A 16,285-nucleotide genomic window follows, 5' to 3' on the forward strand; every position below is an offset into this window, starting at 1 on the left:
GATAAGACTGAAGGTTTATGGAAGTATCTCGCGTCAGGGCCCTGCGTGGCCCCAATCTCTGGAGCCACCACACCTCGGTGGAGGCGATCGTCGCCTGCACGGCGGAAGAAGAATCGATCGCCCTGCTCCCGGGTTTTGAAACCCGCCTGCGCGCGCGCTTCCCGCAAGTCGGCGAACTGCAGCCCTACGGCCATGACGATACGGTGTCGCTGGCCCAGGTACTCGAGCACGTGGCGCTTGCCCTGCAGGCCGAAGCCGGCTGCCCGGTGACCTTCAGCCGCACCACCGCCACCGTCGAACGCGGCATCTACCAGGTCGTGGTCGAGTACAGCGAAGAAGACGTCGGCCGCCTGGCCTTGGACCTGGCCCGGCAACTGGTCGACGCCGCCCGTCACGACACCGCCTTCGACCTGGCCGGCGCCCTGGCGAAACTGCGCGAAGTCGACGAAGACGTGCGCCTGGGTCCGTCCACCGGCGCCATCGTGCAGGCCGCCATCGCGCGCAACATCCCCTTCCGCCGCCTGACCGAGGGCAGCCTGGTGCAGTTCGGCTGGGGCAGCCGCCAGCGCCGCATCCAGGCCGCCGAGATCGACGCCACCGGCGCGATCGCCGAAACCATCGCCCAGGACAAGGAACTGACCAAGAAGCTGCTCGACGCCGCCGGCGTGCCGGTGCCGATGGGCCGCAGCGTGACCGATCCGGACGACGCCTGGCTTGCTGCCCAGGAGATCGGCCTGCCGGTCGTGATCAAGCCGAAGGACGGCAACCAGGGCAAGGGCGTGACCGTCAACGTCACCACCAGGGAACAGCTGACCGCCGGCTTCCACGCCGCCTCGGAATTCCGCGACGACATCCTGGTCGAGCGCTACCTGCCGGGCCACGACTACCGCCTGCTCGTCATCGGCGACAAGCTGGTGGCGGCGGCGCGCCGCGACCCGCCCCAGGTGGTGGGCGATGGCGTGCACAGCGTGCGCGAACTGGTCGAGCAGGTCAACAAGGACCCGCGCCGCGGCGATGGCCATGCCACCTCGCTGACCAAGATCCGCTTCGACGACATCGCCCTGGCGACGCTCGCCAAGCACGGCATGAACGCCGACTCGGTCCCTGACCAGGGCCAGCGCGTGGTGCTGCGCAATAACGCCAACCTGTCGACCGGCGGCAGCGCCACCGACGTGACCGACGACGTCCATCCGGAAGTCGCCGCGCGCTGCATCGCGGCCGCCCACATGGTCGGCCTGGACATCTGCGGCGTCGACCTGGTGTGCGACAGCGTGCTGAAACCGATCGAAGAACAGAACGGCGGCATCGTCGAAGTCAACGCCGCGCCGGGCCTGCGCATGCACCTGTCGCCTTCGTTCGGCAAGAGCCGCCCGATCGGCGAAGCCATCATGGACACCCTGTTCGCGGACGGCGACGACGGCCGCATCCCGGTGGTGGCCGTGACCGGCACCAACGGCAAGACCACCACCGTGCGCCTGATCGCCCACCTGCTCACCGCATCCGGCCTGCGCACCGGCATGACCAACACCGACGGCGTCTACATCGAAGGCCGCCGCATCGACAGCGGCGACTGCTCGGGCCCGCGCAGCGCGCGCAACGTGCTGCTGCACCCGGACGTCGACGCCGCCGTGTTCGAGACCGCGCGCGGCGGCCTGCTGCGCGAAGGCCTGGCCTTCGACCGCTGCCAGGTGGCGGTGGTGACCAACATCGGCGCCGGCGACCACCTCGGCCTGAACTACATCACGACCCTCGAAGACCTCGCGGTGCTGAAACGCGTGATCGTCCAGAACGTGGCGGACGGCGGCATGGCCGTGCTGAACGCGGCCGACCCGGTGGTGGCCGCGATGGCCGAAACCACCCGCGGCGACGTCACCTTCTTCGCGCCCGACGTCGGCCATCCGGTCATGGGCATGCACCGCGCCCAGGGCCACCGCGTCGTCTTCGTCGAGGACGGCCACCTGGTGGCCGCCCAGGGCAAGGTCGAACACCGCGTGTCCCTCGGCGAGGTGCCGATCACGCGCAACGGCGCGGTCGGCTTCCAGGTCGAGAACGTGATGGCCTCGGTGGCCGCGGCCTGGGCCGTGGGCATCGACTGGGACAAGATCCGCCTCGGCCTCAAGACCTTCGTGGGCGAAAGCGACAACGCGCCGGGCCGCTTCAACGTGTTCGACTACCGCGGCGCCACCGTCATCGCCGACTATGGCCACAACCCGGACGCGATCGCCGCGCTGGTGAGTGCCGTCGAAGGCATGCCGGGCAAGCGCCGCTCGGTGGTGATCAGCGGCGCCGGCGACCGCCGCGACCAGGACATCACCCAGCAGACCGAAATCCTCGGCCGCGCCTTCGACGACGTGCTGCTGTACCAGGACCAGTGCCAGCGCGGCCGTGCCGACGGCGAAGTGGTTGCACTCCTGCGCCGCGGCCTGGACGGCGCCAGCCGCACCAGCCACGTCGAGGAAATCAATGGCGAATTCGTCGCCATCGACCGCGCCCTGTCGCGCCTCGAAGCCGGCGACCTGTGCCTGATCCTGATCGACCAGGTGGACGAGGCGCTGGCTCACATCAAGAGCCGGGTCGCCCGGGGCTGATGCCCACGCGCCAGACTGCCCATGTGCCGGCATTGCCGGCCATGGGCCCTGTCACCCTGCTGCGGGCCTTGTTCAAGCGCCCGCAGCGCCAGCGCCAATCCGCGCCGCCGGAACTGATCACCGAATACCGCCTCGACCAGCTGCCGCTGGACGACATCGCGCGTTACCGCGCAGCCTTCGGCTTCGTGGGCGATCACATCCCGCTGACCTGGTGGTACCTCATCGCCCAGCGCGCCCACCTGGCGACGATGCTCGAACCGGGTTTCCGGTTCCGGATCGCGGGACTCGTCCACATGGAAAATACGCTCGCGGCGCAAGGCAGCGCCGCCCCCGGGCAGCCGCTGCTGGTGCGGACCGTGCTGCGCCTGCTGCCGCCCACTTCCAGCGGCGCGCTGCGCTGCGTGCTCGACACCACCGGCAGTGCGGACGGCACGCCGGTGTTCAGTTGCGCCAGCACCTACCTCATCCGGCGCGGCGAGCGGAGCGGCGCAAAGCAGACCGATGCTGGCCCCTTCCTTGCCGGACCGCCGCTGGCGCAATGGACGCTGGACGCGGCAGCGGGGCGCCGCTACGCGCGCCTGTCCGGCGACTGGAACCCGATCCACCTGACTGGCTGGAGCGCCCGGCTGATGGGCCTGCGCGCGCCCATCATCCATGGGATGCACACCTTGGGCGCAAGCTGCGCGGCGCTGGAAAAGCAGTCGGGCCGTCACATTGCGGCAATCGCCTGCCGTTTCCGCGCGCCGGTCACGCTTGAAAGCAAGGTCACGCTGCGGGCGGGGACTGCGCCGGACGATTTCATCGTGGAGGCCGACGGTAAGCCGGCGATGACGGGGCACTGCGTGCTGACCTGATGCCGGCGCCGCGATTCAAGCTAGGCAGCGTTGCTCGAGCGAATTCGGCAATAAATTTTCTTCGATGCGCGCCACGCCATGAGCGCGCGTGTAACTAGTCTTGCGGCTCTACCGTCCTTACGCTCGCAATCCAGGAGCGCAAATTTCGCCTCCACCGTGTACCCCCGAAGCGCCGTCCAGACTACACTCTTTAAATTGCGAAAAAGTGAAATTCGGTCGCGGTACATGGTCAAGCAATCATATTTCCGAGACTCCCCCAGCAAGGTGTATTTATAGGGGAGCCGGCCACACATCATATTAATTTCTTCGCTCTTCAAGCGCAGGCATTCTTTAGCAGCCCAGTAACAACATAGCATGCCTGGGCTGAATTCCTCATACTCCCGCGCATGGCTGGTCATGATCATGTAATACGTTCCACCGAAACGGCAGCAAAAGGTGGCCGCGCAAATAGTGTCTTCAACCATGACCGCACCAACCCAGCTATCCTTCCCTGCCATGGCCATATACCGCTTGACATCCTCGTCCTTATAAGTGGAGATCTTGTTTTTACCGGACATCCTTTCGCGATTCCAACTAACGATACAGTTGATTAGTTCTGCATTGACCAAGTCCCATGGGATTATTTTGTAATGCAGGGACGGATGCCGTAGTTCAAATGCTGCGGCACGGCGCCTCAGATTTTTACGCGTGCTTTTCCCGATCTGCCGCGTATACTCGTCGGCCGTTCCTGAAAATGAAATTACGATATCTTCGCCGGAAAAAAATCGCTGGCAGGGATAACGGATCCTCTCTCTACTCATGTGTATTGCGGGAAAGGAAATACGGGTAATATCAGGCATTTTCTTGAAAATGTAGTCAGCAAATCTGCCTACTTCTTCAGACGCAGTCCTGAACTGAGCGTTCAACACGTCGACTACCGGTCCTTTTCGCTCGAACAGAAATATCGAGCAAATTGTGCCTTTGGAAAATGCTATATACGTGCATGTCGAATCGGTCAGCTTTCCAGTAAGCTTTAGGTATGGAATGGATGCGTACATGGCGCCGTAACAGCGATCCGTCTCCTCCGCCACGAAATCCGGGACATCGTATTCATAACATTCGATCCGTTCATTGCCGCTCCGACATACCGAGTCGATTTGTTCACGGTTCAACATTGTTTTCATCGCGTTTCCTATCAAGACCACCGCATGCTCAAGGAATTACTGCATGTCGCGCACAGCAAATCATGAAACGTGTAATTGGACCTATAGCTACAAATGGTAGTCCTGCACTTCGGCGCGCAAGGAGCAACTTCATCCGTGATTGACTTGGATCAAACTTAAGCTTTGAGACAAGGGAGCAAAGTTGATCTACGATAGGTAGTTTTCGAAATGAAGATCCGCATTCACGACGCAGCTTCCTGGCTATTCTGGCATGGCCACCCCTCCCGGCTTGAACGGATTCGTGGTGGATGCCGGCGGAAAGCCGGCGCTGACGGGTGTTTTACACTCGCGTAAACCGAGGAACGCGAGCTCGTCTCAAAAAGGATCTGGCCCGGAGCAGGCCAAAGGGTTCTATTCCCACTGAGCGTCTCCGGTACTTGCCTGCTGGATGCCTCATGCATCGGCAACGCCAGACATGCCGTCCTATGTTGCTACGCGAATGCCGTTTGCCCCTGCTCGCGTGTCGCACCGCAGCAACCCAGCAGGGGCGCACATCATGGCGTTTTAAAGCCTTGCCAATCCGAAAACAAATTATCCAAAACCGAAATTTCGGAAGTGAAACTATCTCCACCTCCAGTGGCGCCTTACGTAAGTACTTGTATTCAAAGGACGTGTTTTATCATTAAGTTGAGTTAACGCCGGGCGGGCCGCTGTTTTAATGAATGATTTACTTCAGCGAGTAATTTACAAAAATCAAATTTACCGCGCTGTGGAAATTCGGAAAAATCAAAATATTTATTAAGTTCTTGAACATCGAAAAACCAGTAGGTATCCTGAAGCCACTGACGGTATTTGCTTCCGTATGCTTGCATTTCGCTGCGGAAAAGCCTGAGAGCTGGATGAGCGGTGCCGTTCATAATAATCGGGATGTTCTATTTTTATGGTGCAATAGAGACAGTCAAAAGGCACACACGTCGATTCTCCGCCTTGATATATATTAAACAAAGTGGCCAACACTTTGTTAATTCAAGATGCGGCCTGTCATCGACTGTCGGTTTTTCAGATACCTGTTTGTATAGGAGGACATATTATGTCCAAAATTAGCCCGGCGTGCGCTTCCATGGGCCGCAGGGATTTACTCAAGGGGAGTATCGCGGCAGCCGGCTCCGGCCTGCTCGCTGCAAAACTGGCCTCGGTGCCCGCCAAGGCTGCGGACCTCGTCAGTCCGCGCACTACACCGTTCGTCGAAGCTCTGCCGGTCTACACGGCCAAGGCCCCGATTGACGCACTGAATCCGCCTTCCTACCCGGTCGCCACTGGCGAGGAGTGCGGGCGGCAGAATCACCAGCGCTGGGCGGAATTTCCAGCCACCAAATTCTACGAACTGGATGTGCGCCAGGAAATGCATTCATTTCACAAGGAATTGCCGACGCAAGCGATATGGGGGTATGACGGGATATTTCCCGGACCAACATTTGTGGCGAAATACGGCGAACCGGTCATCGTTCGCATCTATAACAATCTTCCGCAGAATCACGTCGGTTATGGATCGCCAGAAATCAGCACCCACTTGCATAACCTGCACAGTGCATCGGAAAGCGACGGCTTTACGGGAGATTATTATAGCCCCCTCAAGGCGGGCCCCACGATGAGCGCGCCCGGGAGGTACAAGGACCACTTGTATGCCAATTGCCTGGCCGGTTACGACCAGTTTTACGAGACCCATGGCGATCCGCGGGAAGCACTGGGAACGCTCTGGTATCACGACCACCGGCTCGATTTTACGGGTCCGAATGTATGCAGGGGATTGAGCGGTTTTTATCTGCTTTTCGATGAAATCGATTCGGGAGACGAATACGACCCCAATCCCAAAGCCCTGCGTTTGCCGAGCGGCGTCGGCAAATACGATATACCGCTGGTATTCCACGACAAGCAGTTCAATTCAAAAGGCATCATGGCCTTCGATTCATTCAACTCCGATGGAATTCTCGGCGACAAGTTTTGCGTGAATGGAAAAATCCAGCCGTATTTTGAAGTGGAACGAAGGAAATACCGGTTCCGCCTGCTCGACGGCGGTCCCTCCCGGTTTTACGAATTCTATCTGAGCTATGGCGGCCGGGACCAGGCTTTCACTTACATTGCCAACGATGGGAACCTGCTCCCCGCGCCGCTGACGATGAAGAAGATACGCCTGGGTGCGGCCGAGCGGGCCGATATCGTCATCGACTTCAAGGACTATCCGCTGGGCAGTAAGCTATTCCTTGTCAACAAGCTCGAGCAAACCAACGGCCGTGGGCCAAGCGGCAATCTCTTGAATCCCGGCACGCAGATCCTGCGTTTCGACGTCAAGCGTGACCCGCCCGTCGCCGACGCCAGTCGCGTGCCCCCCGCATTGCGGGAGCTCCCTCCGCTGCCCACACCGGAAGAGATCAGGCAACTGCCAAGGCGGGTATGGGAGTTTGACCGCAGCAATGGCGGCTGGACCGTGAACGGCAAGCTGTTCAACGTACTGTCGGTAGCGGCCAAGCCGCGCCTCGGCACCCAGGAACTATGGATATTGCGGGGCAAAGGCGACTGGTGGCACCCGATCCACATCCACTTCGAAGAAGGGCGCATTTTGTCGAGGAACGGCATCGCCCCGCCCTTGCACGAGCGCGGCCGCAAGGACGTCTATGTGATCGGTCCGAACGAGGAGCTGCGCTTCATCATGAAATTCAGGGACTACACCGGAAAGTACATGATGCATTGCCATAACTTGGTACACGAAGACCACGCGATGATGGTTCGCTGGGATGTGGTCGCCTGAACCTGCCGCCTCAGGCAGCCAAAATGATCGTCCAGGGAGAGAAAAATGAATTCAAGAAGGTCGACCTTGCTCACGCTGTTGGCCAGCGCCGCGACCTCGGCGGTTTCAGCCTCGGCAACGGTGTGGGAGTCACACCATCGCCCAACGGTGGATGAGCGCGAAGAATACTTTACCAATGCGGAATTGATCGATCACGAAGGGAGGCAGCGCAGGTTTTATGAGGACATCATTCACGACAAGGTTGTCGTCGTCAACATGATGTACACGGCCTGCACCAGCACCTGTCCCAGTAACACTGCCAGTCTGCTCAAGGTTCAGGAAGCGCTGGGAGACCGCATCGGGCGCGACATCCACATGGTCTCCCTCAGCCTGCTGCCGGAGCTCGACTCTCCAAGCGCATTACGAACTTACATGAAGCGCCATGGCATCGGTCCGGGATGGACCTTCCTGACCGGCACCCGTTCGCATATGGACGCGGTGCGCCGCAGGCTTGGCTTTTACGATACCGATCCTGCCGCCGATGCCGATGTCTTCCGGCATACGGGCATGCTCAGCATTGGCAACGACAGGATCGACCGATGGTGCATGCTGCCCGCATTGTCCGCGACACATCAGATTGTCCGGTCGATCCAGGAGATCGCCTGACAGTGACCGACCGCACCAGCTACGCAAGGCAGGCTCGCCGATGGCGAGATGCCTGCGGACGAGCGCCGTAACCGGAGGCAAGGCCACTCCGCTCCGGCTCCGGCGCCTGGACAAGCCCTTGAACCACCCGGCCAGGCCTGCCCCTGGCCCGAACCTGATCGCGTCGAGAACGTGAGAGGCCCTGCCGTGCCGACCCGCGCTGCTCGACCATGTAGACGCAATGAAGGGAGACCGCAGTCCGACCAGGCCACACACGCAGGGGAGTGTCGCTCTGGATGTGTCAACCATACCAGCAACTGAATCAATTTAGTCAAGGAATTGACATGAACACTACTAAGCACTTTCGTCTTACTGCCCGCTTGTACAAGGGCGCAGTTGTACCGGCCAGGCTTGCCGCGACCTTGACGCTCCTTGCATCCACCATGGCATCAGCGCAAACCATCAATAATCCGCCATTACCGCCGATGGATGTCACTGTCTTCCCGATGCGCGATTTCACGTCGATCGAGGGCTTTGCGAAGAATGCCGACGTGCTCGTGCAAGTGAGACGCGGCGGCGTGGTCGGCGATGCCGTTGGCCGCACGGACGCGACCGGCTCGCTCGAGGTGAACCATCCAGGGGGCGTATGTTGGAGGAATGTTACGCCGGATATTACTGCGGGCGACGTGGTAAGGGTGACCTACCGGGATACCAACAATAACCGCAGTCTCGTGCCGCCTCCTGTCAAAGACTCCGGCGCGGCCATGAACACGCTGAACGTGACGGCGACACAAGCCTTTGAACCCGGCGACGATACCGTGGTGGTGAAGGGCAAAGCCATCCTGCCCGGCGGTGGCCGCATTCCCTTGAACCGGCTCGAAGTGCGGATTGTTAACAAGGAGTTCATCAATCCGCCAATCAGCCGTATCACGACGCGCGACATCCGCGCCGACAATACCGGCGGCCGCATCGATGGTCCCGGGGATGCCCCGATTCCGGGAACCAGTGCAACGCTCGTCTATGATTCAGCAACCGGAACCTCTTTTACCGCCACCTTCCGCGGCTTGAACCCGGATGAAAGGCAGTTGGCCGTCTCCGGACAGACGCGTGTCATGGGGTGGCAGCAGACTACCGGGGCCGGCGACCGCCTCGGCATGACCATCTACGAAGCAGACGAGAGCGGCGGACCTGGCATGGGCGGTTGCCCACCGGGGCCAACGGGCGTCGTTCCGCCGGCGGACCCGACTCCCCCGGTCCACTACTATCCTGGCTCCTTGCTCGACGCCGGGTACGCGGGAAATCAGGCGTCGCTCAAAGATGTCACGGTGTTCCCGGAGCGTGACTTCATCTCGATCGACGGATTCGATCCGGGCACCGAGCTGCAGGTCGTCGTTCGCAGGGGAACGAATGACAAGCCGGTCATCGGCACGGCCCGTGGCTTCGTCGCCAGGGGAGGCGTGTTCGAAGTCAACCATCCCGGTGGCGTATGCTGGACCGGGCAAACGCCGGACATACTCGCGGGCGACTTCGTCGATGTGTTCAAAGTCACGAGCGGAAGTTTTGCCTCAGGACAAACACAGCGGGTGATCGATACGAAGATCACCAGACCCGCCTTCGTTACTGCCACCGGCGAGTTGCGCGTCAACGGCAGCGCGATGGATAACGGTGCGCCCCTGCCTCTACGATTCATGGAACAGCGCATCATCAACCCGGATCTGGCGGATACCCGCATCGGGCGACGGGACATTCGTGCCGATACCAGTGGCGGGCGCGTCGAAAATGTTCCTGGCGGCACTGGCAACCTGCTGCGCACCGGCGGCGGTACCAGCAATGAATGGCGCGCCATCTATACGGGACTGAACGACGCTGAAAAGCAACTTGCCGTCGCAGGGCAGAGTCGCGCGATGGCCTGGCTTTCCACCAACGGCAATGGCGACCGCTTTGGCATGACGATCTCCGAGTTCGGCGAGGTGGGTGGACCGGGCATGGGAAGCTGCCCGGCGCGGGGCCAGGCCTCGATCGCCATTCCCCCTGCACGATAGCGCAAGGCGCGGCAGCGGTTCCGACAGGAACCGCTGCACTTTGCCACGCTCCGCCAGGCAGATTGTCCGTTTTACCGCGCCGAGCTATCTGAACGCGGTAAAATGACAAGCCTTGGCTCAGCACCCGCCCGCCGTACCGAATCACGAAGAAATGAACGCTCCCAACGAAATCAACGCCGCCGCCCTCAAGAGCGGGCCGGCGGAAAAAGTCACACCGATGATGCAGCAATACCTGCGCATCAAAGCCGATTACCCCACCATGCTGGTCTTCTACCGCATGGGCGATTTCTACGAGCTGTTCCACGACGACGCCGAAAAGGCGGCACGCCTCCTCGGCATCACGCTGACCGCGCGCGGCAGCTCGAACGGCCAGCCGATCAAGATGTGCGGCGTGCCCTTCCACTCGCTGGACGGCTACCTGGCCAAGCTGGTCAAGATCGGCGAATCCTGCGCGATCTGCGAGCAGATCGGCGACCCGGCCCTGAGCAAGGGGCCGGTCGAGCGCAAGGTGGTGCGGGTCGTCACGCCGGGCACCCTGACCGACAGCGACCTGCTGCCGGAAAAGGCCGACCGCCCGCTGCTGGCCATGTGCATGCTCAGCCAGCGCAAGCAGGTCACCGTCGGCCTGGCCTGGCTGTCGCTCGCCAGCGGCGTGCTGCGCCTGATGGAATTCTCGGGCGAGTCGCGTTCCGTCGAAAACCGCCTGGCGCATGAACTCGAACGCATCGCGCCGGCCGAGATCCTGCGCGCCGACTGCGCCGACCTGTTCGAGTCCGAGCCGGTGGCGCACACCAACCGGGTGCCGGAGTGGCATTTCGACGTGCTCAAGGGCCACCAGTCCCTCCTCGACCAGCTGGGCGTGGCCACCCTCGCCGGCTTCGGCGCGGACGGCTTCGGCGCCGCCTTCGGCGCGGCCGGCGCGCTGCTGCGCTATGCGCAATCGACCCAAGGGCGCGGCCTGCAGCACGTGAAGAGCCTGGCCTGCGAAACCGAAAACGAACACATCGGACTGGACGCGGCGACCCGCCGCAACCTGGAACTGACCGAGACCATCCGCGGCCAGGAAGCGCCGACCCTGTTCTCGCTGCTCGACGGCTGCCGCACCGCGATGGGCTCGCGCATGCTGCGCCACTGGCTGCACCATGCGCGCCGACGCCAAGCAGTGGCGCGCTCGCGCCATGAGGCGATCGCGGCGCTGGCGCAGGCGGATGCCATCCACGGCCTGTCGTCGACGCTGGCCGACGTGCCCGACATCGAACGCATCACCACCCGCATCGCCCTCCTGAGCGCGCGCCCGCGCGACCTGTCCTGCCTGCGCGACGGGCTCAAGGCCCTGCCGGTCCTGCGCGAAGGGGTGGCACGCTGCTTCATCCCGGGCGACACGAGCCTGCTGCGCGAGATCCACGAGCTGCTGGCTCCGCCCGAGGCCTGCCTCGACCTGCTCACCCGTGCGATCGCCGAGGAACCGAGCGTGATGGTGCGCGACGGCGGCGTGTTCGCACGCGGCTATGATGCCGAACTCGACGAGCTGCGCGCCCTGTCCGAGAACGCCGGCCAGTTCCTGGTCGACCTGGAAACGCGCGAGCGCGCCCGTACCGGCATCGCCAACCTGCGCGTCGAGTACAACCGCGTGCACGGCTTCTACATCGAAGTCACCAACGGCCAGGCCGACAAGGTGCCGGAAGACTACCGCCGCCGCCAGACCCTGAAGAACGCCGAGCGCTACATCACGCCGGAACTCAAGGCCTTCGAGGACAAGGCGCTGTCGGCCCAGGACCGCGCATTGGCGCGCGAGAAGATGCTGTACGACCTGCTGCTCGGCGAGCTCGCGCCCTTCATCGGCACCCTGCAGTCGATCGCCGTCGGCCTGGCGCAGCTCGACACGCTGGTGGCCCTCACCAGCCACGCGCTGCGCAACAACTGGTGCGCGCCGCAACTCGTCGACGAGCCCTGCCTCACCATCGTCGAGGGCCGCCACCCGGTGGTGGAAAACCAGATCGAACGCTTCATCGCCAACGATTGTCGCCTGTCGGACGACCGCCGCATGCTCCTGATCACCGGCCCGAACATGGGCGGTAAGTCGACCTTCATGCGCCAGGTGGCCCTGATTACGCTGCTGGCCTACGTCGGCAGCTACGTGCCCGCGACCAGTGCGGTGATCGGTCCGATCGACCGCATCTTCACCCGCATCGGCGCCAGCGACGACCTGGCCAACGGCCGCTCGACCTTCATGGTCGAGATGACCGAATCGGCGGCCATCCTCAACGGCGCCACCGAGCAATCGCTGGTGCTGATGGACGAAGTCGGCCGCGGCACCTCGACCTTCGACGGCCTGGCGCTGGCCTGGGCGATCGCGCGCCACCTGATCGAGACCAGCCGCAGCTTCACGCTGTTCGCGACCCACTATTTCGAACTCACCCAGCTGCCCGAGACCCACCCGAGCGCGGTCAACGTGCACCTGTCGGCGGTCGAGCACAAGGACAGCATCGTGTTCCTGCACGCGGTGCAGGACGGCCCGGCCTCGCAGAGCTACGGCCTGCAGGTGGCGCAGCTGGCCGGCGTGCCGCCTGGCGTGATCCGCGCCGCGCGCAAGCACCTGGCGCGTCTCGAGTCGCAGGCGCTGGATACGACGCCGCAGCTCGACCTGTTCGCCGCGCCCTGCGACGACGGCGATGAAGCGCCGGCGCCTTCCCCTGCCCCGGTCGATGGCGCGTCCGACGAACTGCAACAGGCGCTGGCGGCAATCGATCCGGATACCTTGAGCCCGCGCGAGGCGCTCGAGCGGCTCTACGAGCTGAAGAGGCTCGCGGCCTGATGCCGGCGCGCCGTCCTTTCTTCATCGCTGCCCTGCTCGCGGCTGCCGTGCTCACGGCGCCCGCCCTTGCGCGCGACAGGAAGAAGGCGGCGGACTTGCCGAAGGATCCGGATGCCCACCATTTCGCCGTCGTGGGCCAGCGCGCCGCCGAGGGCGGCGAAGATGCGCTGAAGGAACTGCTGCTGGAAGCAAAGGACGAGGAGCTCGCTTTCTTCGTCGTCACCGGCATCAAGGGCGCTGGCGAAGCCTGCGGCGACCGCGTGTACCAGAAGCGGCGCGCCCTGTTCGACAAGGCGAAGCGGCCCGTGATCCTGTCCTTGAGCGGGAACGACTGGACCGGCTGCCGCAACTCGGCGGGCCGCACCAATGCCATCGAACGCCTGAACCGGCTGCGCGAGGTGTTCTACGGCGAGCCCGAATCGCTCGGCAAGGACAAGCTGCCGCTGACCCGCCTGTCGAGCAGCCCACGCTTCCGCAGCTATGCCGAGAACGCCCACTGGCAGGTCGGCAAGGTGCTGTACGCGACCATCAACCTGCCTGCCGCGAACAATCACTACCTGCCGGCAGCGGGGCGCAACAGCGAATACGAAGACCGGACCGTGGCCAACCGCTACTGGCTCAACCGCCTGTTCGCGATCGCCAAGCAGGACAAGCTCGATGCGGTGGTGCTGTTCGCCGAAGGGGATATGCAGCCGCTGCTGCAGCCGGCCAACGGCCTGCGCGCACTGCTGCAGCGCGCGCCGAGCGGGCATGACGGCTTTGCCGAGACACGCCGCCAGGTGCAGCAGCGTGCGGCGAGTTTCAAGGGGCAGGTGCTGGTGGTGGACAGCGCCGGGCTGCCGAAGGATGCGCGGCCGGCGATCGCCTGGCGCGGCAATCTGGGGCACTTGTCCGTCGGGGCGCACGCGGTGGAGCTGCGGGTGGCGGGCAAGGGAGAGAAGGTGTTTACGCTGGGCGAAGTGCTGCGCTAGCAGCTGCCCGATCAGGGTATCCCGGCCCTGGCCGGGATACAGGCTCGACGCAAAGCCGCGAATTACAGCGGCTTGCTGCGGAAGTGATCACCCTCTTCGCTGTCGTCCATCTCTTCATGATGGTGACCATGCGCGCCATGCACGTGGCCGTGGGCGATTTCTTCGGCGGTGGCTTCGCGCACGTCGATCACCGACAGGTCGAAGCGCAGCGCCATGCCGGCCAGCGGGTGGTTGCCATCCAGAACCACCTTGTCGTCCGCGATGTCGGTCACGGTGAAGATGGTCGGTTCGTCGTCCACGCCTTCAGCCACGCCTTCGAACTGCATGCCGACTTCGAGCGGCTCCGGCAGGCGCTTGCGGTCTTCGACCTTGACCAGTTCCGGATCGTAGTCGCCGAAAGCGTCTTCCGGCTCGACCTGGATCGTCGAAGAATAGCCGGCTTCCTTGCCGTCGAGTTCTTCTTCGATCTTCGGCAGGGTATTCTCATAACCGCCGTGGAGGTACACCATCGGCTGGGAGCCCTCTTCGATCAGGTTGTTCTGGGCGTCCGACAGCTTGTAGTTGACCGACACGACCGTATTCTTGGCAATCTTCATCGCAGATCCTTTCGTTGTAAGCCCCGGATTATACCCTCACGGGCCGTGGCACTTATTCCACTGGTTATAATGGCGCATGAAAAAATTACAGCTTCTTGGGAATATTACTCCCGCCCAGTTCCTGCGCGATTACTGGCATAAAAAACCGCTGCTGATCCGCCAGGCCATCCCGGGCTTCAAGCCCCTGCTCACCTTCTCGAAGCTGGCCGAACTGGCCGGCCAGAACCATGTCGAATCGCGCCTGGTGAGCCTGCGCGACGGCCAGTGGGACATGCAGCATGGCCCGCTCGCCGAGCTGCCGGCCCGCAGCGAACGCGAATGGACCATGCTGGTCCAGGGCGTCAACCTGGTCGACCAGCATGCCGACGAACTGCTGCGCCAGTTCCGCTTCGTGCCCGACGCCAGGCTCGACGACCTGATGGTGAGCTACGCCACCGACGGCGGCGGCGTCGGCCCCCACTTCGACTCCTACGACGTGTTCCTGCTGCAGGCGCAAGGCAAGCGCCGCTGGCGCATCAGCGCCCAGCAAGACCTCGACCTGGTCGAAGGCCTGCCGCTCAAGATCCTGGCCAACTTCCAAGCGGAAGAAGAATTCGTGCTGGAGCCGGGCGACATGCTCTACCTGCCGCCCCACTATGCCCACGACGGCGTGGCCGAAGGCGAATGCATGACCTACTCGATCGGCTTCCGCTCGCCGTCCTTCCAGGAACTGGGCGAAGCCTTCCTGCAGTTCATGGCCGATTCGATCGACCTGCCCGGCCGCTATGCCGACCCGGACCTGCAACAGCCGAAGAACCCGGCCGAGATCCCGCGCGAGATGCTCGCCACCATCACCGAGGAACTCAACAAGGTGCGCTGGGACGAGGAGGACGTCACCATCTTCCTGGGTGAACACCTGTCCGAGCCGAAGCACAATGTGTTCTTCACCGGCCCGGCAAAGCCGCTCACTGTGGGCCGTTTCATGGAAACCGCTGCTAAGCGTGGCCTCAAGCTGTCGAGCAAGACGCTGATGCTCTACCGCGGCAAGAACGTCTTTATCAATGGCGAATCCTTCGCCGTCGGCCGGGCCGACAAGGCGGTGCTGGACGTGCTCGCCAACCAACGCCGCATCGACGGGGCGCTGCTGGCCAGTGCCACCGACGACGTGCTCGAGGCGCTGTACACCTGGTACCAGGACGGCTGGGTGGAACTGGGCTGACAGGAGGAGCCATGCAGGAGCCGATGATCACCCGTTTCGATACCCGCACCGGGTTCGAAGCGCAGTTCCGCGCCTGCCTGGCCGCCGCCCGCACCCGCCTCGACCTGTTCGATCCGGACTTCGCCATATTCCCGCTGGGAACAAGCGACGTCGATGCGGCGCTGCGGGATTTTCTCAAGCGCGGGGGCGTGCTGCGCCTGGCGCTGCATACGCCGGCCCGCATCGAACGCCATTACCCGCGCTTCCTGCGCCTGCTGCGCGACTACAGCCATGGCGCCGAATGCCGCGCTTCGCCCAAGATCCTGCGGCAGCTCACGGATTCCTTCTGCATCGCGGACGACCTGCACGTCGTGCGGCGTTTTCACAGCGATCACCTGCGGGGCGAAGCGGCTTTCGCCTCACCGGGCGCGGTCGACCTGCCGCGCCACCGCTTCGATGCCATCTGGGACGAATCAAAAACCGTCTTGCAGTCAACCCAAACCGGGTTGTGAACGTTATAAGAGAAGCCGAATCTGGTGAGAGGCATTACCGGTTGCAACTTGTAACAAACTAAATTTTGTTAAGTCGCAAAATACTTTCGCCAGAGCATGAGTTCGCTATTGCGATTCAGTAAATTTGGCTATAATATCAGGTCAGGAAGGTTCCGTTG

The 16,285-nt window shown here is 62.8% G+C and carries 12 protein-coding genes; 9 read left to right on the forward strand and 3 right to left on the reverse strand.

The window, feature by feature from the left end:
* Positions 1-17 precede the first annotated feature (17 nt).
* Positions 18-2,588: a cyanophycin synthetase gene (gene cphA / locus AC56LK_RS01935; RefSeq protein WP_497182872.1), complete on the forward strand. Its 2,571-nt coding sequence runs from the start codon at positions 18-20 to the stop codon at positions 2,586-2,588.
* On the forward strand, positions 2,588-3,442 hold the full coding sequence (locus AC56LK_RS01940) for a MaoC family dehydratase (protein WP_497182873.1): 855 nt from the start codon (positions 2,588-2,590) through the stop codon (positions 3,440-3,442). The genes cphA and AC56LK_RS01940 overlap by 1 nt, the downstream gene beginning before the upstream one ends.
* Positions 3,443-3,462: 20 nt before the next feature.
* Here AC56LK_RS01940 and AC56LK_RS01945 read toward each other — a convergent pair whose 3' ends face one another.
* Together AC56LK_RS01945 and AC56LK_RS01950 are read right to left on the reverse strand one after the other, a co-directional pair.
* Positions 3,463-4,605: a GNAT family N-acetyltransferase gene (locus AC56LK_RS01945; RefSeq protein WP_497182874.1), complete on the reverse strand. Its 1,143-nt coding sequence runs from the start codon at positions 4,603-4,605 to the stop codon at positions 3,463-3,465.
* A gap of 671 nt (positions 4,606-5,276) precedes the next feature.
* The gene (locus tag AC56LK_RS01950; protein ID WP_497182875.1) at positions 5,277-5,501 is read right to left on the reverse strand and encodes a hypothetical protein; all 225 of its coding nucleotides are present in this window, start codon (positions 5,499-5,501) and stop codon (positions 5,277-5,279) included.
* Between the two features lie 173 nt (positions 5,502-5,674).
* Between AC56LK_RS01950 and AC56LK_RS01955 the strand changes: the two genes are divergently transcribed.
* The 5 genes from AC56LK_RS01955 to AC56LK_RS01975 all read left to right on the forward strand — a co-directional run bounded on the left by AC56LK_RS01955 (position 5,675) and on the right by AC56LK_RS01975 (position 13,842).
* Positions 5,675-7,390 (forward strand): multicopper oxidase family protein, encoded by a 1,716-nt coding sequence (locus tag AC56LK_RS01955; RefSeq protein WP_497182876.1) that lies wholly within the window; start codon positions 5,675-5,677, stop codon positions 7,388-7,390.
* Positions 7,391-7,456: 66 nt separating this feature from the next.
* The gene (locus AC56LK_RS01960; RefSeq protein WP_497182877.1) at positions 7,457-8,035 is read left to right on the forward strand and encodes an SCO family protein; all 579 of its coding nucleotides are present in this window, start codon (positions 7,457-7,459) and stop codon (positions 8,033-8,035) included.
* A 323-nt stretch (positions 8,036-8,358) separates the two neighbouring features.
* A complete protein-coding gene (locus AC56LK_RS01965) occupies positions 8,359-10,056 on the forward strand; it encodes a hypothetical protein (RefSeq protein WP_497182878.1) in 1,698 nt (565 codons plus the stop codon).
* A 151-nt stretch (positions 10,057-10,207) separates the two neighbouring features.
* Positions 10,208-12,871 (forward strand): DNA mismatch repair protein MutS, encoded by a 2,664-nt coding sequence (gene mutS, locus AC56LK_RS01970; protein ID WP_497182879.1) that lies wholly within the window; start codon positions 10,208-10,210, stop codon positions 12,869-12,871.
* A complete protein-coding gene (locus AC56LK_RS01975; RefSeq protein ID WP_497182880.1) occupies positions 12,871-13,842 on the forward strand; it encodes a hypothetical protein in 972 nt (323 codons plus the stop codon). The genes mutS and AC56LK_RS01975 overlap by 1 nt, the downstream gene beginning before the upstream one ends.
* A gap of 62 nt (positions 13,843-13,904) precedes the next feature.
* Here the strand turns inward: AC56LK_RS01975 and AC56LK_RS01980 are convergent, their stop codons facing one another.
* Positions 13,905-14,438 carry an FKBP-type peptidyl-prolyl cis-trans isomerase gene (locus AC56LK_RS01980; protein ID WP_436104883.1) on the reverse strand — a complete coding sequence of 178 codons (534 nt, stop codon included), beginning with the start codon at positions 14,436-14,438 and terminating at the stop codon, positions 13,905-13,907.
* Between the two features lie 76 nt (positions 14,439-14,514).
* On the opposite strand from AC56LK_RS01980, the gene AC56LK_RS01985 reads away from it, so the two are divergent.
* Together AC56LK_RS01985 and AC56LK_RS01990 are read left to right on the forward strand one after the other, a co-directional pair.
* Entirely contained in the window at positions 14,515-15,636 is a 1,122-nt protein-coding gene (locus AC56LK_RS01985; RefSeq protein WP_497182881.1) for a JmjC domain-containing protein, read from the forward strand.
* Between the two features lie 11 nt (positions 15,637-15,647).
* The gene (locus tag AC56LK_RS01990; protein WP_497182882.1) at positions 15,648-16,127 is read left to right on the forward strand and encodes a DUF7931 domain-containing protein; all 480 of its coding nucleotides are present in this window, start codon (positions 15,648-15,650) and stop codon (positions 16,125-16,127) included.
* Positions 16,128-16,285 lie beyond the last annotated feature (158 nt).

This window comes from Telluria sp. ZB4P36 (genome assembly GCF_059685865.1).